The sequence below is a fragment of the Burkholderia sp. lig30 genome, from assembly GCF_000687455.2.
In the GTDB taxonomy this organism is placed as follows: domain Bacteria; phylum Pseudomonadota; class Gammaproteobacteria; order Burkholderiales; family Burkholderiaceae; genus Burkholderia.
Genome location: NZ_JGVW01000049.1, coordinates 133,072 through 158,319 on the forward strand (window position 1 = coordinate 133,072; position 25,248 = coordinate 158,319).

Sequence of the window (25,248 nt, forward strand, 5' to 3'; positions counted from 1 at the left end):
TCGGTGCGTGATCCTCGCCGGGCCAGGCGATCCGCTGCTGAGCCTGCGCGGCCAGGATCCCCGTCATCCGGTTGGCCTCGATGCCCGGATTATCGGCTTCGCTTGGGGAGCCTTACCTCCCGATACTTTGTGCAGAGCATCCTCGGATGCTTTGAGCCTCGTTTGGGTGAGCACAGACAGATCCCGGCAATGCGCCGCTCGCCCAAGTGCCGAAATTCACGCTTTGCCAAGCTTCGCTGCGGTCGCATCGATCGACAACACGCGGCACCGTCTTTCCCATCGCCCGAGCGCAGGTTCGGGGCGCGGGCCGGCGACGATCCGAAGAATTTGCGACTGACTTTGGTAAGTCGCAACTCTCTGCCATGGCGCTGGCCGGTGTCGCCGCTGTTCGTCAGCCGGCTCGCGACTGCCGTGTGCGCGGAGAGCGTGGCGATGGCCGAAGCGTTCAATCTCGGCGCGGTGTGCCAATCCATCCGCGCCGCCGCACGGACACTGCATCGCGTCCATCCTTGTGTTTACGTTACGATATCCTGACGAATTCACAACAGAGGGGCGCTGATGAAGAGCGAGGAAATTCCATACTACGTAGCAAGCAAGTTGCTTTGGCAGTGGAAGCTTCGCGACGGCGCGGACGGCTGCAAGATTGTTCCCAATATCGCGCTATCGATGGACATGGCTCCGCCACCGCTGCCAGAACAACCGGCGCCGAAGGCCATACCAACCAAGCCCACGCCAAAGCCCCCGAAGCCCGATTCGCTGGACCAGATGGTCGATGACATTGCGTGGGTATTCGATGCATTTTCGCGCTTCAAGACCTGGCTCGATACGCCTACCCCACCGAAGACGCCCAAGCCTGCCCCGGTCGCAAAAAAGGCGGACGCTGAAGCCGTGCCGCCATCAGGCTTCGCCAACCTATTGAACTCAAATTTTTATGAAAGATGCTGTTAACGCGACCGGCATCGGCACACTCGTTCTGTTGGGTGCTTTGGCGTTGCTGTCCGTCTTCGGCATCAGCTTGATCCGGTCGCTCGGTTACATATTTTCAATGCAGGCCAATCGAAAAAAAAGAGCCATAGAAATGGCACGTTTATCCGTGAAACGCATTGTTGTCAGTTTCGTTACGCTCGCTTTTGTCGGTTATTCGTGGAACTACTGGAGGGAGGCTCGACTGCGCGCGCATTGCGAGCCGAAAGAACGAAACAGCGAGCGCTCCCCGGACGGCAATTATTTGGCTCGATACTGTTATTTTGGGGATACGATCGTTCTCAGGCTATACGACAGGAACGGGCAACACCTCATTGCCGAGCGAACGTATCGGGATACGTCTGGCGTACCAGTCGAACTTTCTTGGAGGAAGGATGTATTGACGTACCCTAACGGGCAAGAGCTCAGCGAAATCAGGTTGCCACCGCCCCTTCTTGATCGAGCGATGTCACGGCTCCCCTAGTCAGTATGACTCCCCGTGAGGTAGCGTGAACCCGCTCGTTCTTCAAGCTGTTGAAGAAGTTGTCTATCGACGCGTATTCCGGATCGAGCAACTTGCAAAGCAAAAAGCCCGCTTGCTTTCGCTGAGCGGGCTTCGATATTGGTTGCGGGGGTAGGATTTGAACCTACGACCTTCGGGTTATGAGCCCGACGAGCTGCCAGACTGCTCCACCCCGCGACACGTAGTGTACTCGCACCACAGCGGTGCGTCAAACGATCCGTGATTCTCGCCGGACCCGAGTCCGACCATTTTTCCCACTTGAGAAAAATGGTCGTCCGGGTTTTCAGCCCACCACCGCGCCAGACGTCCCGATGACGACCTTGCCGCCCCCATGGCCGCATCCGGACGGATGCCCTACTTCCCAATACAAAACCGGCTGAAAATCACCCCGAGCAAATCGTCCGACGTAAATTCCCCGGTAATCGCGTTCAACTGCTCCTGCGCGAGTCTTAGCTCCTCCGCGAACAGGTCGAGCGCGTTCGCGCGCTGCTCCGAATGCTCGGCCGCCTGCGCAAGATGCGCCTGCGCCGCACGCAGCGCGATCAGATGGCGTTCGCGCGCCAGATACACGTTATGCTCGCCCGCCTGCCAGCCCGCGATCCGCAGCAGCTCGCCGCGCAGCAGGTCGATCCCGTCGCCCCGCTTCGCCGACAGCCGCACCTCGCACAGATCCGCGCCCGCCGCGTCGCCCGCGCGCGCGGCCGATGCCGACACCTCCGTCAGATCCGTCTTGTTCAACACCCGCACGACCGGCACGCCGGCCGGGAAACGCGCCGCGATCGCGTGGTCGTCGGCGGTCATCCCGATGCGCGCGTCGAGCAAATGCAGCACCACATCCGCGCGCTCGATCTCACCCCACGTCCGCGCGATGCCGATCCGCTCCACTTCGTCCTCGGTCTCGCGCAGCCCCGCGGTATCGATGATGTGCAGCGGAATCCCTTCAATCTGGATCGTCTGCGCGACCTTGTCGCGCGTCGTGCCGGCGATCGGCGTGACGATCGCCAGCTCCGCACCGGCCAGCGCGTTCAGCAGCGACGACTTGCCGACGTTCGGCTGCCCCGCGAGCACCACCGACAGCCCCTCGCGCAACAGCGCGCCCTGCCGCGCGTCGCCGAGCACCCGCGCGAGCTGCGTGCGGATGTTCGCGAGCTTGCCGCGCGCATCGGCCGCCTCGAGAAAATCGATCTCCTCCTCGGGGAAATCGAGCGTCGCCTCGACCAGCATCCGCAACGTGATCGTGTCCTCGACGAGCGCATGGATCTGCCGCGAGAACGCGCCGTCGAGCGAGCGCCCCGCCGAACGCGCCGCCGCCTCGGTGCTCGCCTCGATCAGGTCCGCGACCGCCTCGGCCTGCGCGAGGTCGAGCTTGTCGTTCAGGAACGCGCGCCGCGTGAACTCGCCCGGCTCCGCGAGCCGCAGACCCAACGCACGGCCGGCGTCCAGGCAGCGCTGCAGCAGCAGCTGCATCACGATCGGCCCGCCATGCCCCTGCAATTCGAGCACGTGCTCGCCGGTGTACGAATGCGGCGCGGGGAAATACAGCGCGATGCCGCGATCCAGCGGCGCGCCGTGCTCGTCCAGGAACGGCACGTAGCTCGCATGACGCGGCGCGAGCCGCTGGCCGCACAGCGCGTCGATCAGCGGCAGCGCCGCCGCCTCGCCGCCTCGCCCGAACGACACGCGGACAACGCCGATGCCGCCCCGGCCGGAAGCGGTGGCAATGGCGACGATCGGATCGGAATCGGTAGCAAGCATGGCAGACAGTCGGACGATTGAACGGTGAAACGGCGCGCCCGCGTCGCGGGCATCGGAACGCCGGCATTGTAGCTTGGCGCGGTGCGCGCGCCGGCGGAGCGGAAATCAGATTTATCTACCCCTTATCTCAGTTACGATAAGAACAATCTGATTAGCAATGAGACATCGGAACATCAAGCGAACACTGCATGCGCGTGCCCGGCTTGATGGGAAACCGCCCCGGAGGCGGCCGAAATCCGCGACCGGTTCGCTTGCGAGTCGCCAGATCAGGCTAAATCGCACCTGATCGGTTGTCTCCAAGGTGCCGATGGAATTGCACAATCCCCGCATGCCGACATCTGAAGAAAAAGCAGCGTTCACCGAACGTCTGAAATTCGCCTTGTTGCGCAGCCCGGAGAAGATCACGGGCGCGACGGAGCTTGCGCTGCGTTTCAATCTCAGGCACCCCGGCGAGCATCAGGTATCGCCCCAGACCGCGCACAAATGGCTGACCGGCCGGACGATTCCGACACCGGACAAGCTGCGCACCCTCGCGGAGTGGCTGCGCGTCGATCTGCACTGGCTGCACTACGGCCCGCCGCCGAATGCCGCGGCGCGCTCGACGCCGCAACCGCTGCCGCGCGACGAACGCTATCCGCCGACACCCGAGACGATCGAGCTCGCGTCGAAGATCGAGGCGCTGTCGCCGCATCACCGTTATCTGGTGCAGGAACTGATCGAGCAGTTCTACAGCGACACGTCGAAACGCTGACCGTACTCGCCCACGATACCGGAAACCGCACCGCCCGGCTGCCGCCCGGGGCGCAAAAAACAAAAAGCCGCGTAGCTTTCGCCACGCGGCTTTTTTGCATCCTGATTCGACCGTGCCAGGCAACGAGGGCGGGCCAACCGCTCCGCCCGTTGCCCGGCCGTCCGTCAGGCGGCTTTCTTCTTCGCGCCGAGCGTACGGGTGATGTAGTACTGCTGGGCGATCGACAGCACGTTGTTCACGACGTAGTACAGCACCAGACCGGCCGGGAAGAAGAAGAACATGACCGAGAACGCAATCGGCATGAACATCATCATCTTCGCCTGCACCGGGTCCGGCGGCGTCGGGTTCAGCCGGGTCTGCAGGAACATCGAGCCCGCCATCAGCACCGGCAGGATGAAGAACGGATCGCGCTGCGACAGGTCGCTGATCCACAGAATCCACGGCGCGCCGCGCATTTCGACCGATGCGAGCAGCACCCAGTACAGCGAGATGAACACCGGGATCTGGATCACCACCGGCAGGCAGCCGCCGAACGGATTGACCTTCTCGGTCTTGTACAGCTCCATCAGCGCGGCGTTCATCTTCTGCGGATCGCTCTTGAAGCGTTCGCGCAGCGCCTGCATGCGCGGCGTGATTTCCTTCATGCGCGCCATCGACTTGTAGCTCGCCGCCGACAGCGGGAAGAACACCGCCTTGATCAGCAGCGTGAGCAGCACGATCGCCCAGCCCCAGTTGCCGACGAAGCCGTGGATCTTCTCGAGCAGCCAGAACAGCGGCTTCGCGATGATCGTGACCCAGCCATAGTCCTTCACCAGCTCGAGGCCCGGCGCGATGCCTTCCAGCATGCGCTCTTCCTCGGGGCCGGCGAACAGGCGTGCCGACACGTCGGCCGACTGGCCCGGCGCGATCGCCGCGACCGGCGTCTTCACGCCGACGCGATACAGCGTCGGATCGAACTTCTCGACGTAGATGTCGCGCTTCGTGCCCTGCTGCGGAATCCACGCGGACGCGAAGTAGTGCTGCACCATCGCGACCCAGCCGTTGTCGGCGGAGGGCTCGTAGGTGGCCTTGTTCTTGTCCAGGTCGCTGAAATTGATCTTCTGGAAGTGCTTCTCGGACGTGTAGACCGCCGGCCCGATGAACGTGTGCGAGAACATCGGCGTCTCGACCGGCGTGCTGTCGCGCACCAGTTCCATGTAGACGGTCGGCGACACCGGCGCGGTGCCGACGTTGTCGATCTTCGTGTCGACGCCGATCACATAGCTGCCGCGCGTGAACGTGTAGGTCTTCACGACCTTCACGCCGCCCTTCACCGGCGATTCGAACGACAGCTTCAGCGCGTTCTGGTCGCCCGCCAGCGACGTCGCGCCCGCCACCTGCGAGTAGACGTCGTTGTGGTTCGGGAAGTCGCCGCCGAGCAGGCCCGTGCGTGCGAGGTACGTGTGGCCGGCCGTGCGGTCGAACAGCGTGATCGACGCGTTTGCGGCCTTGGCGTCGCCGGCCTTCTTCAGCACGAGCTTCGCGAGCGTGCCGCCGCGCGTGTCGATCTCGCCGTCATACACATCGGTCGAGAAGTGCACGAGTTGCGCCTGCGCGGCAGGCGCGGTCGTCGCGGGCGCGGTACCGGCGGGCGCGGCGGCCGGCAGATCGGCCGTCGTCGCGCCGGCGCCGGACGCGCCGTTGGCGGATTGCGCCACGGTGTTCGTCTGCGTGACGTTCGGGAAGAACATCGACGGGCGTCCGTGGGCGCGCTGCCAGTTGTCGTACAGCATGACAGCCGACATGAAGAAGATCACCCACAGAACGGTGCGTTTGATATCCATGCGTTATCTCAGAGTCGATGGGACCGCGCCTCGGCGTCGCCGTGAGCGCGTGTGTCGGAGGTGGGCGGCGGAACGAGGTCGATGCCGCCCGCGGAAAACGGATGGCAACGACACAGCCGCCTCGCGGCGAGATATGTGCCGCGCGCGGCGCCATGATACTGGATTGCTTCGCGCGCGTAATCCGAACAGGAAGGATAAAAACGGCAACGGCTGCCGAGCAGCGGACTCACGGCAACCTTGTAGAAGCGCAGCAACGCGATCAATACCGTTTGCATAGCAAGGGCGGCGTCAGGTTCAGCGCCGCGTCAGGGCCGGCCGGGCAGGCGCGAACGCCGCCGCGACGGGCCGGTGCGTCACTCGGACGCGGGCTTCGCCGCACGGCGGGCGATCTCCCGCGCCGCCTTGTCGAGCAGCTCGCGGATCTCGGCCACGCACATCGCCGCGAGCGGCTCGGACGCCGCGCTCGGCAGCGCCTTCTTGTCGAAGCGCGTGTGCTGGCGCAGCAGCAGGTCCCAACCGGCGAACTCGGCCCGGCGCACGCGAAACGCTTCGCGCGCCAGCCGCTTCACCTGGTTGCGCGTCACCGCGCGCGGCGCGTACTTCTTGCCGACGACCAGGCCGAGACGTGCCGCCTGGCCCGTCGGCTTGCCGTAGATCACGAAGTGCGCGGACCGCCGCCACGGGCGCAAACGAAAAACGGATGAAAATTCATCCGTTTTCAGAAGTCGCGCAGCTTTGGGAAAGACGGCTTTCGCTCGCAACGGATTCGCACCCGGCTCGTCAGCGGCCTTGCCCGCGGAACTGCGGACATCGGACACAGCGTGCAACCCGCCTTAGATGGCGAGGCGCTTGCGGCCCTTCGCGCGGCGTGCGTTGATGACCTTGCGGCCACCAGCCGTCTTCATGCGGACACGGAAACCATGGGTGCGCTTGCGGCGCGTCACGGACGGTTGGTAGGTACGTTTCATGATGCTCTCACTTGTTCGAGAATGTCGGAACTTCAGGGACCGCGTGCCCTTTGCGTGCCCTCACCAGCAAGCCTTCGGGCGAACGCAATCACCGGAAATGCAGGATTGGTTTTCGCGGAACCCGCTATTTAAACCGTTTTTCTCTTGATGGTCAATACGTTAGAGGGCATTCAGCAGGCCCGGGCATCGGCGATCCGGCCCTGTGGTGCACAACACGCCCCTGTGGATAACTCCCGCTTCGACCGCGTTTGGCGGTAGAATCTCGCCTTACCTCCAAGAATCCCGCACGCTGCTTCGGCTCGCGCCTGCCTCGCCACCGCTGTGACGCAGGCGCCCGGAGCCCGCTCGCACGACCGCATCGGGCCTTGTCGCTTATCCGCGACAAGCGAGCGGCCGCGAGCCCTTACTGTGCACCGAAAGAACGACAGCACCTCGATGAACGATTTCTGGCAACACTGTTCCGCCCTGCTGGAGCGCGAATTGACGCCCCAGCAGTACGTAACGTGGATCAAACCTCTAGCCCCGGTCGCCTTCGACGCCGCTGCGCATACGCTGTCCATTGCTGCTCCGAACCGTTTCAAGCTCGATTGGGTCAAGAGCCAGTTCTCCGGCCGGATCTCCGATGTGGCGCGCGATTTCTGGAACGCGCCGATCGACGTCCAGTTCGTCCTCGATCCGAAGGCCGGCATGCGCAGCGCCGCCGCAGCAGCGCCTGTGGCGCCGCGCGCCCCGCTGCCGGCCACGAGCCCTGCCGCGGCGATCGCGGCCGCGAACATCGTCGCGCCCGCCAACGCGTCGGCGGCCTCGGCCGCGGCGAGCGCCGCACACATGCACGCGGACGACGCCGCCGACATCGACCTGCCGAGCCTGCCCGCGCACGAAGCCGCCGCGGGCCGCCGCACCTGGCGGCCGGGCATGGGCGCCGCGCCGGCCGCGGCCGGCGAGACCGACTCGATGTACGAGCGCTCGAAGCTGAACCCGGTCCTCACGTTCGACAACTTCGTGACCGGTAAGGCGAACCAGCTCGCGCGCGCCGCCGCGATCCAGGTCGCGGACAACCCCGGCATCTCGTACAACCCGCTGTTCCTGTACGGCGGCGTCGGCCTCGGCAAGACCCACCTGATCCACGCGATCGGCAACCAGCTGCTGCTCGACAAGCCGGGCGCGCGGATCCGCTACATCCACGCCGAGCAATACGTGTCGGACGTGGTGAAGGCGTACCAGCGCAAGGCATTCGACGATTTCAAGCGCTACTACCACTCGCTCGACCTGCTGCTGATCGACGATATTCAGTTCTTCTCGGGCAAGTCGCGCACGCAGGAGGAATTCTTCTACGCGTTCGAGGCGCTGGTCGCGAACAAGGCGCAGGTGATCATCACCAGCGACACGTATCCGAAGGAAATCTCCGGGATCGACGACCGCCTGATCTCGCGCTTCGACTCCGGCCTCACCGTCGCGATCGAGCCGCCCGAACTGGAAATGCGCGTGGCGATCCTGATGCGCAAGGCGCAATCCGAAGGCGTGAGCCTGTCGGAGGACGTCGCGTTCTTCGTCGCGAAGCACCTGCGCTCGAACGTCCGCGAACTGGAAGGCGCGCTGCGCAAGATCCTCGCGTACTCGAAGTTCCACGGCCGCGAAGTGTCGATCGAGCTGACCAAGGAAGCGCTGAAGGACCTGCTGACGGTGCAGAACCGGCAGATCTCGGTCGAGAACATCCAGAAGACCGTCGCCGACTTCTACAACATCAAGGTCGCCGACATGTATTCGAAGAAGCGTCCGGCGAACATCGCGCGGCCGCGCCAGATCGCGATGTACCTCGCGAAGGAACTGACCCAGAAGAGCCTGCCGGAGATCGGCGAGCTGTTCGGCGGGCGCGACCACACGACCGTGCTGCACGCCGTGCGCAAGATCGCGGACGAGCGCAGCAAGGATGCGCAGCTCAACCACGAGCTGCACGTGCTGGAACAGACGCTGAAGGGCTGAGCCGGCGCGCCGTGCCGGCGAAACCGGAAACCGCCCCAATTTAGCGGGGGCCTTCCGGTTTTAAGGCACAATACAGGTTTGACTGCTCCGGCGGCAGCGGGCCATCAGCCCGCCCGGCAGGGCGTTGCGAGCCTGCAGGCCGTTTTCTCAACGAAGGAACTCTATGCAACTGGTCAAGACCGAACGAGACACCCTCCTCAGGCCGCTGCAAACGGTCAGCGGCATCGTCGAACGCCGCCACACGTTGCCGATCCTCGCCAATCTGCTGATCACGAAGAATGGCGCGGACGTATCGTTCCTGTCGACCGACCTCGAACTGCAGATCACGACGCGCGCCGAGTTCGGCGTCGGCGGCGACCAGGTCGCGACCACCGTTGCCGCCCGCAAGCTGCTCGACATCCTGCGCGCGATGCCTGACGGCCAGGTCACGCTGTCGCTCGCCGACAAGCGTCTCACCGTCCAGTCCGGCAAGAGCCGCTTCGCGCTGCAGACGCTCGCTGCAGACGAGTTCCCGACCGTCGCCCAGGCGAAGGATTTCGGCGCCAGCCTCAGCGTCCCGCAGAAGGCGTTCCGCCAGTTGCTCGGCATGGTCCACTTCGCGATGGCGCAGCAGGACATCCGCTATTACCTGAACGGCATGCTGCTCGTCGTCGACGGCGACCAGCTGATGGCGGTCGCGACCGACGGCCACCGCCTCGCGTTTTCGTCGATGAAGATCGAAGGCTCGTTCGGCCGCCAGGAAGTGATCATCCCGCGCAAGACCATTCTCGAGCTGCAGCGCCTGCTCGAGGACATCGACGACACCGTCAAGATCGACATCGCGCAAACCCAGGCGAAGTTCACGTTCGGCCAGGTCGAGCTGGTGTCGAAGCTGGTCGAGGGCAAGTTCCCCGACTTCCAGCGCGTGATCCCGAAGGCGCACAAGAACAGCTTCGAGATCGGCCGTGAAGAGCTGCAGCGTTCGCTGCAGCGCGCGGCGATCCTGACGTCGGACAAGTTCAAGGGCGTGCGCTGCATCATCGCGCCGGGCCAGCTGAAGATCATGTCGACCAACGCCGACCAGGAAGAGGCGCAGGAAGAACTGGAAATCGCCTACCAGGGCGATACCGTCGATATCGGCTTCAACGTGACGTACCTGCTCGACGTGCTCGCGAACCTGAAGGTCGACACCGTGCAGGTGAGCCTCGGCGACGCCAGCTCGAGCGCGCTGATCACCGTGCCCGAGAACGACGAGTTCAAGTATGTCGTGATGCCGATGCGCATCTGACGCGCGCGACACACGGCACACACCAGGGGGCGGCAAGCCCCTTTGGCGTTTTTATGGCGAATCAACACCCTCTCCGCGCGGCGCCGGGCCGGCCCGCAGGAGAGGTCAGGAAAACTGGAGCGGCCCGGCGTTTTCTCACGAAAACGCACCGCGCCGCCGCTTGAGTGGCCTCGCAGAACCGGAAGATATCCATGAGTGAACAGCACAATACGCAGCCCGACAACAGCTACGGCGCATCGTCGATCCAGATCCTCGAAGGTCTGGAAGCGGTGCGCAAGCGCCCCGGGATGTACATCGGCGACACGTCGGACGGCACCGGTCTGCACCACCTCGTGTTCGAAGTGCTCGACAACTCGATCGACGAAGCGCTCGCCGGGTATTGCAACGACATTCACGTCACGATCCACGCGGACAACTCGATCTCCGTGACCGACAACGGCCGCGGGATTCCGACCGACGTGAAGATGAACGACAAACACGAGCCGAAGCGCAGTGCGGCCGAGATCGTGATGACCGAGCTGCATGCTGGCGGCAAGTTCGACCAGAACAGCTATAAGGTTTCCGGCGGGCTGCACGGCGTGGGCGTGTCGTGCGTGAACGCGCTGTCGAGCTGGCTGCGGTTGACCGTGCGCCGCAACGGCAAGAAGCACTTCATGGAGTTCCATCGCGGCGTCGCGCAGAACCGTGTGCTCGAGGAGCGCGACGGCGAGCAGGTGTCGCCGATGCAGCTCGTCGGCGATACCGAGAACCGCGGCACCGAAGTGCACTTCATGGCCGACGAGACCATTTTCGGGACGGTCGAGTTTCACTACGACATCCTCGCGAAGCGGATTCGCGAACTGTCGTTCCTGAATAACGGCGTGCGGATTCGGTTGACCGACCAGCGCACCGGCAAGGAAGACGATTTCGCGTTCGCCGGCGGGGTCAAGGGCTTCGTCGAGTACATCAACAAGACGAAGACCGTGCTCCATCCGACCATTTTCCACATCAACGGCGAGAAGGATGGCGTGGGCGTGGAAGTCGCGATGCAGTGGAACGACAGCTACAACGAGAACGTGCTGTGTTTCACGAACAATATTCCGCAACGGGATGGCGGGACGCACTTGACCGGCCTGCGGGCTGCGATGACGCGCGTCATCAACAAGTACATCGCCGATAACGAGATCGCGAAGAAGGCTAAGGTCGACACGTCCGGCGACGACATGCGCGAAGGGCTTTCGTGCGTGCTGTCGGTGAAGGTGCCGGAGCCGAAGTTCAGCTCGCAGACCAAGGACAAGCTGGTTTCTTCGGAAGTGCGGGCGCCGGTTGAGGAAGTTGTGGCGAAGGCGCTGGAAGAGTTCCTGCTGGAAACGCCGAACGACGCGAAGATCATTTGCGGGAAGATCGTCGAGGCTGCGCGCGCGCGGGATGCGGCGCGCAAGGCGCGGGAAATGACCCGCCGCAAGGGCGTGCTCGATGGCGTCGGTCTGCCGGGCAAGCTCGCGGACTGCCAGGAGAAAGACCCGGCGAAGTGCGAAATCTACATCGTCGAGGGCGACTCGGCAGGCGGCTCGGCGAAGCAAGGGCGGGATCGGAAGTTCCAGGCGATTCTGCCGCTGCGCGGCAAGGTGCTGAACGTCGAGAAGGCGCGGTATGACAAGCTGCTGTCGTCGGAGCAGATCGTTACTTTGGTCACGGCACTTGGCTGTGGCATCGGCAAGGACGATTACAACCTCGACAAGCTGCGCTATCACCGCATCATCATCATGACCGACGCAGACGTCGACGGTGCGCACATCCGGACGCTGCTGCTCACGTTCTTCTATCGGCAAATGCCGGAGATGATCGAGCGCGGGTATGTGTATATCGCGCAGCCGCCGCTTTACAAAATCAAGGCTGGCAAGGACGAGCGGTATCTGAAGGATGATGTGGAGCTGAACGCGCATATGCTGCGGCTGGCGCTGCAAGGGTCGGAGCTGGTGCCGGGTGAGAATGCGACGCCGATCACGGGGGACGCGCTCGGGGAACTGGCCAAGTCCTATCTGATGTCGCGGAGTGTCATCGGGCGGTTGAGCCGGATGTATGACCCGGCTGCGCTCGAGGCAATCATGGATGGGGTGGCGATCGATCTCGGTAACGAAGAGTCGACGGAGGCTTCGGCCAAGGCGCTGCATGCTGCGCTTCATGATGATGCGGTGAAGAACGGCGTGCAGGTCGTGCCGGCTTATGACCAGGTGCGGGAGCTCCGGTCGCTGCGCGTCGAGCGCGCGCATCACGGGAATGTGCGGGTCTCGGTCATCGATGAGGAATTCCAGCACACCGCGGATTATCAGCAGCTGGTGAATACCGCGAATACGTTCAAGGGGCTGATTCAGGCTGGGGCGGTCATCAAGCGCGGCGAGCGCAACATGGCTGTCGGCGACTTCAAGGGGGCTATGAAGTGGCTGCTTGCGGATGCGGAGCGGAATGTCTCGAAGCAGCGGTATAAGGGGCTGGGGGAGATGAACCCCGGGCAGCTTTGGGAAACGACGATGGATCCGGAGGTGCGACGGTTGCTGCGCGTGCAGATCGAGGATGCGATCGCTGCGGATGGGATCTTTACTACCCTCATGGGCGATGAGGTCGAGCCGCGGAGAGCGTTTATTGAGTCTAATGCGTTGAGGGCGGGGAATATTGACGTCTAACGCACTTGTAGCGGGAGCCATAACCTGAGATTTTGGGAAGCATCCACTGAGACATTTATTGATGGATGCGCTCCGATAGCTCAGATGACGGCACCTACCTGACCCCACAGCCGCAGGAACAAGGGCGATAGTGAGGTAGCCTCCGTTTTCTCAGTGTCGGGAACAATCAGGGGTTGCTTGTCAACTCGACTTCTGCGGCTTTCGCTGGTCCGCGCTTCGCGCCTGGGCTTCAACCCAATGTACAGAAAGCGATGCAGCCTGCGACAGCATCGCCCAGCTCACGCGCAGCGGTTTCGTTGGTCGCCAGAGCATCGTAGTCCGGGTGGCTCGGTTTGCTGCCCTAGCGAATGCGCTTCTTATAGAAAGACGCATGGCGCTCACCGCCGCCGAAAGACTCCAAGCGGCGACGGTCATTGTTGCCCTCCTATCTCACGCCAGCAAAACGTGGAATCTGGCGAGGTCGGTGACGGTGGAGTGAGTGGACGGCTTGGGCTGGTGTGTTGTGGCAATGCGGATTAGAAGTCGTTACACAACAGCGAGATTTCCGCAGAAGAAGCCGTTACTCGACTGTAAGCGCTTGATTCCGAAAGGTAAACACTTCTAATCCGGCGACACCCAATCGCCCGCTTTCGAAGGGAAATTCCGAAAAAAGTGTCACGGAATGAATCCATCGAGCGGGCGGACCGGGGCTTCGGCCCTGGTCTCTCCCTCCCGCTTCCCCCGCAGTTTCCGCGTCTTTCCACCCAGCATCACCACGCCCGCCGCGCCACTTCTCGCCTAGCAGCCGCACGCGCTCACTTCCTGGCGTCAACCATTGGCGTAGTTGATACCGTAGTGCCGCTCGCGATGACAGTTCGGACACAAGGCCATCGCGTTCTCGACGCTGTCGTCACCGCCGTCTGCCAAACGTCGGCGATGATGCACCTCGAGGTACGGCCTCCCGTCTGAACGCTGAAACGGTGCCGACTGCCCACATCCTTCGCACGTCCCATCAGCTCGCAGCAGGACTTCCGCAATGACGTCCGGATTCCGCCTAAAAGCGCGGGTCAACACGACGACTTGTTCGGGTTCCCGCCTGGCAGCAGGGTGCTCTCACTTCAACGCTGATATTGCCTTCCGCAGGTAGTCGCGCGCCGCGTCAATCTTGTCGGGGTTGGTTTCCTTGTGTAGGTCGGCTCGGTCCTTCTCGCCGAGAAAATATGCCGTGTGCTACCTATTCCGCATCCTGACGAACTTGGCGAGGACATCGAGAAGCTCGAAGCGTGGCGGCTATTCGTTGTCGGTAGACGCAACGACATCCACGCGGCGAGAGCTTGAATCCAATCGATATGCGCTGTTACCTGCGGATATAAGACTGCGGCGTCTCAACCTCCGAGCTCAACTCCTTCAAGTTTCGCGGTCGTGGCCAGTTCTGTTCTTTGACAAAATCGAACATTGATTGTACGATTTTCGTACAACAACAGCTGCGTGCGAGGAAACAATGGCGGACCTTGAGAAACAGATTAAAGCGGCGTTGGAAGAGTTCTGGGACGAGCATGCGCTGATACCCGAAGCGGGTGGGCCGAGCACAGTAGATGAATTGCTCGAGCCGATTGAATCCATGACCGCAGTCGAGGTGTTGGCAATACTCGACAAGATTGTTGGAACTGAGCTCCCGAACAGCGTTATTCGAGCCGGCGGCTACAAAACAAGAGAGGAATTCGTTGACGGGCTGTCCGCCAAAGTCATTTCGTACCTCCAAGCCAAGAAAAAATGAGCCAGGGCACCTCAGACTCGACTGATGAACAAAGGTTGCTCCTCGCCCAGCGCCTGCGCGAAGCCCGCGAGTACGTCGGGCTGTCGCAAGAGGATGTAGCCACCGCTCTGGGAATCTCGAGACCCGCGGTCACGAACATCGAAGCCGGCACGCGTAAGGTCGAGGCCGTTGAATTGGACAAGCTGAGCCAGTTGTACGGGAAAACGGTGCAGTTCTTTCTCACTGGCGAATCGCACGTTCAGGATACTCGTGTTGTCTTTCTCGCGCGGGCGACTCACGGACTGAGCGACCGGGACTTCGAAGAGCTAGGTCGGTTCGCCGAATTCCTGCGTAGCTCTGGAAAATCAAAACGACGAGGCTCGTAATGGCGCGTGACGACTTGTTGCAAGCTGGACGTCGGGCCGCTGAAGTTCTGGATGAATTCCGAGCAAAGGACCGCATTAGGGACGGCTATACGCGAGTTGACCCGACCCAGTTAGCCAGCGAGGCCGATGTAACAGTGATGTTCCGGCCATTGGAAAGGCTTCTCGGTGGTTTTCTTCGAGAAGATGGTGAAGCGGGGATATTGGTCAACGTATTGCGCCCCCGCGGACTGGTGCATATGACATGCGCACATGAGCTCGGTCACTACTTTCTCGGACATGAGAGTAACACTGACGAGACCGTAGACATCGGGACCAACGCGGCCCTTGTCGAACAGCAGGCGAATCAGTTTGCATATTCGCTACTTGCGCCTCGCTGGCTTGTCATTGCCGTCATGAGAATGAAGGGTTGGTCGAAGGAACATCTAAACGACCCAGCGATTGTCTATCAGCTCTCTCTTCGGCTGGGCACGAGCTTCGAAGCGATGGCCTGGTCGCTCGTACGCCTTGGGTTGCTGTCTACACTCTCGGCAACTCGCACACTCGGGCAGAAACCGAAGGCCCTCAAGCTTGCTGCTTTGAACATCGACGACATGTCAGCGAAGGTGCCCGGCGACGTCTGGATTCTCGATAAGACTGACAAAGACCGGATTATCGAACCAGCGTCGACCGACCGTTTTGTAGTTGATTTGCCCAATCATGCCGCCGCGGGTCATTTGTGGACCGTCGATGAGTTGCGTTGTGAAGGATTTACGCTTGAACCGTTCGTGCAAGATGCACGCGTGGTGTCCGGCCGTGAAGACAGGCCAATTCGAGTGGGAGGGCTGGGCGCTGGCACCACGATGAGATATGCACTGACGCCGACAATCGACTTCAGCAGCGACTCCACGATTGACCACAATAGGCGTTCGACAATCTCGGTTCATGAAACCGCACCGTGGTCCCGGGAGTCCGAGATTCAAGATTCACTTGCTTTCAGTGCCGAATTCGACGACGTCAACGGCGGGTTGTCGAGACCTGAGCGCTCACGCAGGCTGAATAGCGTTCGGGGTATCAAATGATTGAAGTTGAAGTGAATCACTCGGAGCGCCTCGGGCCACCGCGCAATCAAGGTCGGCGGCCAACATGCTTGGTGTTCACGACATCCGATTTGAATGCGTTCGCCAATGCGACTGCGCATCTAAGCGTCGAGTTCCTGTGCCATCATGCCGCTAAGGCGGAAGAAAGCTGGGAACCAGGCGACGGTTTCACCGTAGACCAGGTTTTCACGGCAGTCGCGAGCCCTGGACAGCCTGAAGAAAACATCTACCCTTACCGCCCAGATTCGCAGGACGCGCCGCTTCAAGCTCCGCCTAGCGGGTTGATGCCGCTCTATCGAAGCCCATCGAATACGCGTGCCTTGGCACTTTCTGAAGTTACCGCCTTAGTCCGCCAGGGGCGCGCAGTGGGTGTAGTGATAGCGGTCACGAAGTCGTTGTTTTATCCGAGAGATGGTATTGTCGAGTTCGACCCATATGTCATTCCGGACCAGTTTCATGCGATGGTCGCCATGGGCGTCGGCACGCATCGCATGACCAACGAAACGCATATTTATCTCCGAAACTCCTGGGGAGCCGGATGGGGTAATCAAGGGCATGCATGGGTGCCAGAAAGACATCTTCAACTGCACATGCAAGAGGGATTTGCGGTATAAAACAACGATATGGCCATTCTCTTCGACAAGCAATTGCGGGTAGTGCCGACGTGGCTACGGTAACGTCGTAGTGCGGGTAGATAGAACGCTCTTGGAACCAAGACCGGCGGAGACCGAGTTGCTGGGCGAAATCATGCAGTTCGTTCAATGAATCCGCAACTAGGTGACACCACTGCTTCCCGCGCCAAGATATGCGCTCATCGTCAACGTAGATTGCCATGCTTGCCATTTTGCAAAAATATTTGCAAAATGATAAGCAATATGCAAACAAATCGCAAGTCGGTTCTGGCGGCAAAGCAACTCGGTGACGCACTTCGCCACCGACGGAAGGAGCTCGGCCTGACGCTGGAGCAGCTGGCGTCCAAGTTAGGCGTGGACGTCGGCCAGCTTTCCCGATTTGAGAGGGCCGAGTTCAAAATCGTGTCTCAGAATTTGCAAAGAGTTGCGAATTTTTTGCAAATTCAGGTTCACGATGGAGTCGAAGAGCCTGATGCCATTGTCGAACAATTCGCTGAGTTGCTCGGCCGGTCTGCTAGGCACAGAGCCGCCGCGATTGCTTTGGTTCGTGCGCTTCAGGAGCTTCGTTGAGGCGCATTCTCAGGCGTGCGCAGGGTCGTCCGCTGGACAGATGGCCTATCTCCACAGGGCGGACCATCGACCACGAAGCAGCTCTTCCGCTCTCTCTTCAACCTGCTGTCGACGGCGGGGCTCAGTTGGGCGCTGCCCTTCCAAGCCCATCGAATGCGCTACGCCCTCGACCGCCTGCGTAGCGAGTAATCGCGCCTGGTCCTCGACCATCTGCGTGAGGGGCTTTTCGAGGCGCCAAGGCGTAGACAAGCTCGCAGTCCAGCCCGTCGGCCAACCTGCGCAACTGCTTGAGCGTGATGCGTTCGTCTGCCTCCGCCTGCTCGCTCTTGTGCAAGGTCGAAGCAGTTATGCCGAGTCGGGTATCCCAATAGCAGCGGCAACGATGACGGCGAGTCCCATCTCAATCCGGCTCCGAGGACGGTGGCGACTCCCTTATGTCGCCCTTTGCTCGCGGGGGTGTAGCCCTGCCGTGAATCACCCCGAGCGGGCCGCCAATGTAAAATCGACGCCACACTCCCCGCCGACGCCGGAGTGGCGCCACCGCGGGCGTCTCCGGGTGCTCGGCCGCCTGAAGAACAAGCAAGTAGCCATAGACTTCAACACAATGAACCACCAAGCGCTATCGTCCTTCATCTGGTCCGTCGCAGACCTGTTGCGCGGCGATTACAAGCAATCCGAGTACGGGCGCGTCATTCTGCCGTTCACCGTGCTACGGCGCCTCGATTGCGTACTCGAATCCACGAAGCCGGCCGTGCTCGCCGAATTCGAGGCCAAATCGGAGATGGGCCTAAATCCCGAGCCTTTCCTGCTGCGCGTGGCCGGTGACGCCAAGTTCTACAACACGTCGCCGCTCGACCTCGTCACGTTGCTGGGCGACCAGGACCATATCCGGCAGAACCTGTATGCGTACATTCAGGCGTTTTCGCCCCCCGCGCGCGACATCTTCGAACGCTTCGACTTCTACACGCAGGTCGAACGTCTCGCCAAAGCCAACCTGCTCTACTTGGTGACCGAGAAGTTCGCGAATATCGACCTGCACCCGGATGTGGTGGACAACGCCCAGATGGGGCTCGTTTTCGAAGAGCTGATTCGCAAATTTGCCGAAATCTCGAACGAGACCGCCGGGGAGCACTTCACCCCGCGGGAAGTCATCCGGCTGATGGTCAACCTGCTGTTCATCGAGGATGACGACGTGCTGACGCCCGGCAACGCCGTGGTGCGGACCATCTACGACCCGACGGCCGGAACCGGCGGCATGTTGTCTGTGGCGGGTGAACACCTGCTGGAGCACAACCCGTCCGCCCGCTTGACGATGTTCGGTCAGGAGCTGAACGACGAGTCGTACGCCATCTGCAAGGCTGACATGCTCATCAAGGGCCAGGACGTCGCAAACATCGTCGCCGGCAACACCCTGTCGGATGACGGCCATGGCGGGCGCAAGTTCGACTACATGCTGTCCAATCCGCCGTTCGGCGTCGAGTGGAAGAAGGTCGAGAAAGCCGTGCGCACCGAGCATGAGCAGAAGGGCTTCGACGGACGCTTCGGCCCTGGCCTGCCGCGTGTCTCCGATGGCTCGATGCTGTTCCTGCTGCATCTCATCAGCAAGATGCGCCCGGCGCAGGATGGCGGCAGCCGCTTCGGCATCGTGCTGAACGGCTCGCCGCTTTTCACGGGCGGCGCCGGCAGCGGCGAGAGCGAAATCCGCCGCTATGTGCTGGAGAACGACCTAGTCGAGGCCATCGTCGGCCTGCCGACAGACATGTTCTATAACACGGGCATCGCCACCTACGTATGGGTTCTCTCGAACCGGAAACCAGACGGCCGCAAGGGGTTCGTCCAGCTCATCGATGCCTCGAGCTTCTGGCAGAAGATGCGCAAGAGCCTCGGCAGCAAGCGCAAGGAGATGTCCGACGAGCACATCGCGACCGTCACGCGGCTGTTCGGCGACTTTGTCGAGGCTGAGCTGACAACCGTATTTGATGCGGCAGGCGCGGAGGTCGGCCAATGGGTCGTGCCGAAAGGAAGCAAGGAACCAGACGTACCGGCAGGCGGCAAGGTGAAGTCCGTGCCGATTTCGCGGATTTTCCAGAACAAGGACTTCGGCTACACCACGATTACCGTCGAGCGTCCGCTGCGCGATGAGCACGGCGAGGTGGTGCTAGGCGTCAAGGGCAAGCAGAAAGGCAAGCCGCAGGCGAATAGCGCACTGCGCGATACCGAGAACGTACCGTTCTCAGAGGATATTGGCGCTTATTTCGAGCGGGAGGTGCTGCCGCACGCGCGGGACGCTTGGATTGATGAAGAAAAGAGCAAGGTCGGCTTTGAGATTCCGTTCAACCGGCACTTCTACGTGTTCGAGCCGCCGCGCGATTTGCACACGATTGATGAGGAACTGAAGGCCGTGTCGGCCAACATCATGAAGATGCTCGAGGAGCTGGCGGAATGAGTTTACCGACTTATCCAGAGTACAAGGACAGCGAGGTAACCTGGCTGGGTCACGTGCCAGCACATTGGCACATAGACCGCTTCAAGGTGTCCGTCACGTCATGCAAGAATGGCATCTGGGGCGACGAACCGAGTGATGACGGTAATGACATCGCATGTGTTCGAGTTGCCGACTTTGACCGTGTCAAGCTGGTCGTTCGAGACCACATCCCTACGTTACGCAGTGTCTCGGACAAGGAACGAGCCGGCAGATTGTTGAAGAAAGGGGACTTACTGCTCGAGAAATCAGGAGGCGGCGATTTGCAACCTGTCGGACAAGTGGTGATGTACCACTCGGAAATGCCGGCCGTTTGCTCGAATTTCGTTGCTCGAATGTCTCTAGCACGTGACATGGTTCCTGCTTACTGGAACTACGTGCACAATGCCGCGTATGCCGTGGGTGTGAATGTCGGTGCGATAAACCAGACATCGGGAATTCAGAACCTCGACCAAGACCGATACTTGAATGAACGAGCGCCATTCCCGCCTTCTCATGAACAAGCGGCCATCGCTTCCTTCCTCGACCGCGAAACCGGCAAGATTGTCGCGCTGATTGCGGAGCAGGAAAAGCTCCTCGCCCTGCTCGCAGAAAAGCGCCAGGCGACCATCTCGCACGCCGTCACCCGCGGCCTCAATCCCGACGCGCTGCTGAACGATTCTGGTGTGACATGGCTGGGCAAGGTGCCGACCCATTGGAAGGTTAGGAAGGCGGGCTACGATTGCAGCATTCTTTCCGGTTTTGCATTTCCATCGGCGGGATTTTCACTTGATGACTCCGACGTTAAGTTGCTGCGCGGGGTGAACGTAGGCGTTGGTGCGCTGAGATGGAATGACACGGTGTACTGGAACCGCAGTGAGAATGATGGATTGGATACGTTTGAACTTCGCCCGGGAGACATCGTTCTGGGCATGGACCGTCCATGGATTTCTGAAGGATTACGCGTCGCTCGCGTTTCTGAGAGCGACATTCCCTGCCTACTCCTCCAGCGCGTAGCGGCCATTCGTCCCGGTAGAGAACTCAATGCAGATTACCTCTACTATTTGCTCCAAGCCGGTTATTTTTTCCATCACTGTTCGCCAGAGATGACCGGGGTCAGCGTGCCTCATATCAGTCCGGAACAGATAAGGTCATTTGCTATTCCTGTTCCTCCCATCGATGAACAGTTAGGCATTGTTGCGTTTGTCGCGACAGAATGCGCGAAACTCGACGCCCTTGATGTCGAAGCCCGACGAAGCATCGACCTGCTTAGGGAGCGCCGCAGTGCCCTGATTGCCGCTGCCGTCACCGGCAAAATCGACGTGCGCGATGTCGCGCCACAGGAGCTGGCCGCATGAGCGACATCCAGTTGTTCCGTCTGTCAAACGGCACGGCAAGCGAGCTGCCGGGCCAGGCCGCGAAGCTGGAGAGGCAGCTACAAAGCCTCATCGAGGCGAACATGCAGACCCTCCTCGGCATCCGCTTTCTCGCAAGCGAGTACGTGACCGGTAATACCCACAAGGGCCGAATTGATTCTCTAGGCCTCGATGAGAACGGTTGCCCCGTCATCATCGAATACAAACGTCACAGCAACGAGAATGTCATTAACCAGGGGCTGTTCTACTTGGACTGGCTGCTCGACCACCAGGCGGAATTCCGCTGGCTGGTGATGGAAAAGCTGGGCAAGGAGGTGGCGGAGCAAATCGAATGGTCCGGCACCCGTCTGCTGTGTATTGCCATCGATTTCACGCGCTATGACCAGTACGCGGTACAGCAGATTCCGCGCAACATCGAGCTGATTCGCTACAAGCTGTTTGGTGACGACCTGCTGTTGCTCGAATTGGTCAACGCGAGCAGCGTACCGGATATGACCACCGCCAAAATTAGGGGAGCGCTGGAAGGCGTCATTGAGCCTGTCACGCCGAAAGCTGACAGCAGAGATAGGTCGATGCTGGACCAGCTCAACAATGCTTCCCCAGAAGTCCAAGACCTTTATGCGCAAACCGCTGCCTTTCTAAACTCGCTAGGCGAAGATGTGCAAGAGAAGCACACGAAGGCTTATATCGCCTTTCGACGATTGAAGAACTTTGCCTGCGTCGGTGTAAAGCAACATCGTCTGCTCATCATGCTCAAGCTTGACCCGACCACCGTGAGTTTGGAGGAGGGGTTCACGCGTGACACCAGCCAAACCAATTTCTTTGGCGTCGAACTGACGCTGCGCACACCGGCCGACCTAGAGCGCGCACAGCCGCTGCTGGAGCGCAGCTATACCGAAGGCTGAACGGGCACACCGCACCTTAGCCAAGAACAATATCGAACGTACCAGAGTCATCCATGAGCAACCTGTATCAGGAACATCACTTCGAAGCCGAAATCTGCCGGTCCCTGGCAGCCAATGGCTGGCACTATGCCGAAGGCGATGCCACGCACTACGACCGCGTCCACGCGCTCTTCCTGCCTGACCTGCTTGCCTGGATTGAGACGACGCAGCCCGACACGTGGCAGCGCTTGACCAAGACTCACGGCCCGGCGCTCCGCGAGCGGCTCGCCGAACGGGTCCGCAAGAGCCTGAACGAACGCGGCACACTAGACGTGCTGCGGCGTGGCGTGGAGATGCTGGGGCTCAAGGAACCGCTGTCGCTGGTGCAGTTCAAGCCCGCGCTGGCCATCAACCCCGTCATCCAGCAACACTACGCCGCCAACCGACTGCGAGTAGTGCGCCAGGTGCGGCACTCGCCGAACCAACCGCAGGACGCGCTGGATTTGGTGCTGTTCGTCAACGGCATCCCGGTCGCAACCGCCGAGCTGAAGTCGGACTTCACGCAGAGCGTGCGGGATGCCGTTGACCAGTACCGCGAAGACCGCCATCCGCAGCCTAAAGGCGGCCAAGTCGAACCGCTCCTGAGTTTCCCCGGTGGTGCGTTGGTGCACTTCGCGGTGAGCCAGACCGAAGTCATGATGACCACCCGGCTCGCGGGGCCGGCCACCCAGTTCCTGCCGTTCAACCGTGGCAACCAGGGTGCGGCGGGCAATGCGCCGAATCTGGATGGCTTCGCCACCGCCTATCTGTGGGAAGAGGTCTGGGCACGCGATAGCTGGCTCGACATCCTGCACCGCTACCTGATTGGCAAACGGGACGACAAGAAGCAGCTGAAATCCATCATCTTCCCTCGCTACCACCAGCTCGACGCGACTCGCAAGCTCGTGGCCGACGTGCTGGCGCAGGGGGCGGGCCAGCGGTACCTGATTCAGCATTCGGCGGGCTCCGGCAAGACCAATTCGATTGCCTGGACCGCTCACTTCCTCGCTGACCTGCACGACGCCGAGCACCACAAGCTGTTCGACAGCGTGCTGGTCGTGTCCGACCGCACCGTGCTCGACGCGCAGTTGCAGGAAGCCATCTTCGATTTCGAGCGCACCACGGGCGTCGTCGCCACCATCACGAACGAGCACGGCAGCAAGAGCGGCCAACTCGGTCAGGCGCTCAAAGATGGCAAGAAAATCATCGTCTGCACCATCCAGACGTTCCCGTTCGCCCTGCAAGCGGTGCAAGAACTGGCAGCGACCGAAGGCAAGCGCTTTGCGGTCATCGCCGACGAAGCGCACAGTTCGCAGACCGGTGAGGCGGCGGCCAAGCTCAAGCAGTTGCTGTCGGCCGAGGAATGGGCAGACCTGCAGGACGGCGGCGAAATCGACACCGAGGCGCTGCTTGCGGCCCAGATGGAGGCGCGCACCGGCGCGCAGGGGCTGACCTATGTGGCTTTTACGGCGACGCCCAAGCAGAAGACGCTGGAGCTGTTCGGCCGGCCCGGTCCGGACGGACTGCCGCAGCCCTTCCATGTGTATTCGATGCGGCAGGCCATCGAGGAGGGCTTCATTCTCGACGTGCTGAAGAACTACACGACCTACAAGCTCGCGTTCAGGCTCGCGCACGATGGCCAGGAATACGACGAGAAGGCGGTCGAGCGCAGCGCCGCGATGAAGGGCATCATGCAGTGGGTGCGGCTGCATCCGTACAACATCGCGCAGAAGGTGCAAATCGTCGTCGAACACTACCGCGAGAATGTGCGGCCACTGCTCGACGGCAAAGCAAAGGCCATGGTGGTCGTCGCGAGCCGCAAGGAGGCCGTGCGCTGGCAGAAAGCGATTCGTGCGTACATCGAGCAGCGCAACTATCCGCTGGGCGTGCTCGTCGCGTTCTCGGGCGAAATCGACGACCCCGACAGCTATCCGTTGCCGGTCACCGAGACCAGCCGGGAGCTGAATCCTGGGCTCAAGGGGCGTGACATCCGCGATGCATTTGCCGAGCCCGACTATCACCTACTGCTTGTCGCCAACAAGTTCCAAACCGGCTTCGACCAGCCGTTGCTATGCGGAATGTACGTCGATAAGATGCTCGGCGGCATCCAGGCGGTGCAGACGCTGTCACGCCTGAACCGCGCCCATCCGGGCAAGGACACCACCTATATCCTCGACTTCGTCAACGAGGCCGGTGAAATCCTGAAGGCGTTCAAGACTTACTACGAGACCGCCGAACTGGAAGCCACCACCGACCCGCACCACGTCTACGACCTGCGCGCGAAGCTCGATGCCGCGGGCTACTACGACGACTTCGAGGTCGACCGCGTGACCAAGGTCGAACTGGACCCGAAAGGCACCCAGGCGCAATTGCAAGCCGCCATCGCGCCTGTGGCCGACCGGCTGCTCAGGCGCTACAAGGCTGCGCAGCAGGACCGGGCCGCAGCCGAGTCGCAGCGTGACGAGAAAGCAGCCCAGGCTGCCAAGGACACGCTCGACGCACTGGTGCTATTCAAAAACGACATGGGGGCGTTCGTACGTCTCTACGCGTTCCTGTCGCAGATTTTCGACTATGGCAACACCGACATCGAAAAGCGCTTTTTGTTCTACAAGCGGCTCATCCCATTGCTGGAATTCGGCCGCGAACGGGACACCGTCGACCTGTCCAAGGTCACGCTGACGCACCACAGCCTGAGAAACACCGGCCGCCAACCGCTGATTCTCGGTCACGGCGAGACACCGAAGCTGGCGCCGATGGATGCGGTTGGCAGCGGCGCAGTCCAGGACAAGGAAAAAGCGTTCCTCGACGAAATCATCCAGAAGGTCAACGGCCTGTTCGACGGCGAGCTAACCGACGACGACCAGCTCGTGTACGTGAACGGTGTGCTCAAGGGCAAACTGCTGGAAAACGCGCTGCTGGTGCAGCAGGCCGCCAGCAACAGCAAGGAGCAATTCGCCAACTCCCCCGACCTGACGGCTGCGCTGATGCACGCCATCATCGACGCATTCGATGCGCACACCACGATGAGCAAGCAGGCGCTCGATTCGGAGCGGGTGCGCGACGGCCTGAAGGACATCTTGCTGGGGCCGGCCCAACTCTATGAAGCGCTGCGGGCTCGCTCAGACGCCTCGCCACGACCGCATGCGTAGGCGTCGGATTCCGCCGGCTTCCGTTGCGCTTCGGAATATCTCACGGGTTATGAGGATTCTCAAAACCCGTGAGAATGCTTGAGATAGCTGTATGCATTCCGCCTGCCGTAGCGTCACGCGCAGATAGCCATCCTCAGGCGCAGTTCTCGTTGCACGCGGTCGACGTCGTGCCTGATGTTTTCTTGAAAAACCTCTCGCGATTTACTACGGTAAACCCACGCTGGTGCAATGCTGGCGTGTGGTT

The 25,248-nt window shown here is 61.3% G+C and carries 22 protein-coding genes, 1 tRNA gene and 1 pseudogene; 16 read left to right on the forward strand and 8 right to left on the reverse strand.

All coding sequences use genetic code 11. The annotated features are described in order from the left end of the window. Positions 1–129 precede the first annotated feature (129 nt). From LIG30_RS25950 to LIG30_RS25960, 3 genes are read left to right on the forward strand one after another with little or no spacing between them, the layout of a single operon-like run. On the forward strand, positions 130–534 hold the full coding sequence (locus LIG30_RS25950; protein WP_152985996.1) for a hypothetical protein: 405 nt from the start codon (positions 130–132) through the stop codon (positions 532–534). A gap of 24 nt (positions 535–558) precedes the next feature. Further along, the gene (locus LIG30_RS25955; RefSeq protein ID WP_038709804.1) at positions 559–948 is read left to right on the forward strand and encodes a hypothetical protein; all 390 of its coding nucleotides are present in this window, start codon (positions 559–561) and stop codon (positions 946–948) included. After that, the gene (locus tag LIG30_RS25960; protein WP_152985997.1) at positions 932–1,447 is read left to right on the forward strand and encodes a hypothetical protein; all 516 of its coding nucleotides are present in this window, start codon (positions 932–934) and stop codon (positions 1,445–1,447) included. The genes LIG30_RS25955 and LIG30_RS25960 overlap by 17 nt, the downstream gene beginning before the upstream one ends. Positions 1,448–1,586: 139 nt before the next feature. On the opposite strand, the gene LIG30_RS03970 is transcribed toward LIG30_RS25960, so the two are convergent. Continuing rightward, a tRNA-Met gene (locus LIG30_RS03970) sits at positions 1,587–1,663 on the reverse strand. A gap of 177 nt (positions 1,664–1,840) precedes the next feature. Further along, entirely contained in the window at positions 1,841–3,241 is a 1,401-nt protein-coding gene (mnmE, locus tag LIG30_RS03975) for a tRNA uridine-5-carboxymethylaminomethyl(34) synthesis GTPase MnmE (protein WP_038709806.1), read from the reverse strand. A 328-nt stretch (positions 3,242–3,569) separates the two neighbouring features. Between mnmE and LIG30_RS03980 the strand changes: the two genes are divergently transcribed. Beyond that, positions 3,570–3,992, forward strand: coding sequence for a helix-turn-helix domain-containing protein (locus tag LIG30_RS03980; RefSeq protein ID WP_038709968.1), 423 nt, complete (start codon positions 3,570–3,572; stop codon positions 3,990–3,992). A gap of 164 nt (positions 3,993–4,156) precedes the next feature. On the opposite strand, the gene yidC is transcribed toward LIG30_RS03980, so the two are convergent. The 4 genes from yidC to rpmH all read right to left on the reverse strand — a co-directional run bounded on the left by yidC (position 4,157) and on the right by rpmH (position 6,783). Further along, on the reverse strand, positions 4,157–5,815 hold the full coding sequence (gene yidC / locus LIG30_RS03985; RefSeq protein ID WP_038709808.1) for a membrane protein insertase YidC: 1,659 nt from the start codon (positions 5,813–5,815) through the stop codon (positions 4,157–4,159). An 8-nt stretch (positions 5,816–5,823) separates the two neighbouring features. Then, complete coding sequence (gene yidD, locus LIG30_RS24925) at positions 5,824–6,090, reverse strand: membrane protein insertion efficiency factor YidD (RefSeq protein WP_083493883.1); 267 nt, start codon at positions 6,088–6,090, stop codon at positions 5,824–5,826. Between the two features lie 78 nt (positions 6,091–6,168). Continuing rightward, complete coding sequence (gene rnpA, locus LIG30_RS03990) at positions 6,169–6,633, reverse strand: ribonuclease P protein component (RefSeq protein WP_038709810.1); 465 nt, start codon at positions 6,631–6,633, stop codon at positions 6,169–6,171. A gap of 15 nt (positions 6,634–6,648) precedes the next feature. After that, positions 6,649–6,783, reverse strand: coding sequence for a 50S ribosomal protein L34 (gene rpmH / locus LIG30_RS03995; protein ID WP_004198824.1), 135 nt, complete (start codon positions 6,781–6,783; stop codon positions 6,649–6,651). Between the two features lie 435 nt (positions 6,784–7,218). Here rpmH and dnaA point away from each other — a divergent pair, with 435 nt between their 5' ends. The 3 genes from dnaA (at position 7,219) to gyrB (ending at position 12,696) form a co-directional block, all read left to right on the forward strand. Continuing rightward, entirely contained in the window at positions 7,219–8,766 is a 1,548-nt protein-coding gene (gene dnaA, locus LIG30_RS04000; RefSeq protein ID WP_038709811.1) for a chromosomal replication initiator protein DnaA, read from the forward strand. A 163-nt stretch (positions 8,767–8,929) separates the two neighbouring features. Beyond that, the gene (gene dnaN, locus LIG30_RS04005; RefSeq protein WP_038709812.1) at positions 8,930–10,033 is read left to right on the forward strand and encodes a DNA polymerase III subunit beta; all 1,104 of its coding nucleotides are present in this window, start codon (positions 8,930–8,932) and stop codon (positions 10,031–10,033) included. 191 nt (positions 10,034–10,224) lie between these two features. Next, positions 10,225–12,696 (forward strand): DNA topoisomerase (ATP-hydrolyzing) subunit B, encoded by a 2,472-nt coding sequence (gyrB, locus tag LIG30_RS04010; protein ID WP_038709814.1) that lies wholly within the window; start codon positions 10,225–10,227, stop codon positions 12,694–12,696. Between the two features lie 807 nt (positions 12,697–13,503). On the opposite strand, the gene LIG30_RS27425 is transcribed toward gyrB, so the two are convergent. After that, a complete protein-coding gene (locus LIG30_RS27425) occupies positions 13,504–13,749 on the reverse strand; it encodes an HNH endonuclease (protein ID WP_083493884.1) in 246 nt (81 codons plus the stop codon). A gap of 385 nt (positions 13,750–14,134) precedes the next feature. Between LIG30_RS27425 and LIG30_RS04015 the strand changes: the two genes are divergently transcribed. The 4 genes from LIG30_RS04015 to LIG30_RS24945 are packed head-to-tail and all read left to right on the forward strand — an operon-like array spanning position 14,135 to position 16,507. Further along, positions 14,135–14,452, forward strand: coding sequence for a hypothetical protein (locus LIG30_RS04015; RefSeq protein ID WP_235510171.1), 318 nt, complete (start codon positions 14,135–14,137; stop codon positions 14,450–14,452). Then, on the forward strand, positions 14,449–14,817 hold the full coding sequence (locus LIG30_RS04020) for a helix-turn-helix domain-containing protein (protein ID WP_038709817.1): 369 nt from the start codon (positions 14,449–14,451) through the stop codon (positions 14,815–14,817). The genes LIG30_RS04015 and LIG30_RS04020 overlap by 4 nt, the downstream gene beginning before the upstream one ends. Then, positions 14,817–15,875 carry an ImmA/IrrE family metallo-endopeptidase gene (locus LIG30_RS04025; protein WP_051994849.1) on the forward strand — a complete coding sequence of 353 codons (1,059 nt, stop codon included), beginning with the start codon at positions 14,817–14,819 and terminating at the stop codon, positions 15,873–15,875. The genes LIG30_RS04020 and LIG30_RS04025 overlap by 1 nt, the downstream gene beginning before the upstream one ends. Beyond that, entirely contained in the window at positions 15,872–16,507 is a 636-nt protein-coding gene (locus tag LIG30_RS24945; RefSeq protein ID WP_083493885.1) for a C1 family peptidase, read from the forward strand. Before LIG30_RS04025 ends, LIG30_RS24945 begins: the two co-directional genes overlap by 4 nt. 61 nt (positions 16,508–16,568) lie before the next feature. Here the strand turns inward: LIG30_RS24945 and LIG30_RS24950 are convergent. Then, positions 16,569–16,736: pseudogene (locus tag LIG30_RS24950) on the reverse strand (DUF4031 domain-containing protein); the annotation flags it as partial. 32 nt (positions 16,737–16,768) lie between these two features. Here LIG30_RS24950 and LIG30_RS04030 point away from each other — a divergent pair. The 5 genes from LIG30_RS04030 (at position 16,769) to LIG30_RS04050 (ending at position 25,004) form a co-directional block, all read left to right on the forward strand. Further along, the gene (locus LIG30_RS04030; protein WP_160326673.1) at positions 16,769–17,095 is read left to right on the forward strand and encodes a helix-turn-helix domain-containing protein; all 327 of its coding nucleotides are present in this window, start codon (positions 16,769–16,771) and stop codon (positions 17,093–17,095) included. A gap of 604 nt (positions 17,096–17,699) precedes the next feature. Next, a complete protein-coding gene (locus LIG30_RS04035) occupies positions 17,700–19,541 on the forward strand; it encodes a type I restriction-modification system subunit M (protein WP_038709821.1) in 1,842 nt (613 codons plus the stop codon). Further along, positions 19,538–20,914 carry a restriction endonuclease subunit S gene (locus LIG30_RS04040; RefSeq protein WP_038709822.1) on the forward strand — a complete coding sequence of 459 codons (1,377 nt, stop codon included), beginning with the start codon at positions 19,538–19,540 and terminating at the stop codon, positions 20,912–20,914. The genes LIG30_RS04035 and LIG30_RS04040 overlap by 4 nt, the downstream gene beginning before the upstream one ends. Then, positions 20,911–21,837, forward strand: a complete 927-nt coding sequence (locus tag LIG30_RS04045; protein WP_038709824.1) for a DUF5655 domain-containing protein — start codon at positions 20,911–20,913, stop codon at positions 21,835–21,837. Before LIG30_RS04040 ends, LIG30_RS04045 begins: the two co-directional genes overlap by 4 nt. Before the next feature lie 53 nt (positions 21,838–21,890). After that, positions 21,891–25,004: a type I restriction endonuclease subunit R gene (locus LIG30_RS04050; protein ID WP_038709825.1), complete on the forward strand. Its 3,114-nt coding sequence runs from the start codon at positions 21,891–21,893 to the stop codon at positions 25,002–25,004. Positions 25,005–25,248 lie beyond the last annotated feature (244 nt).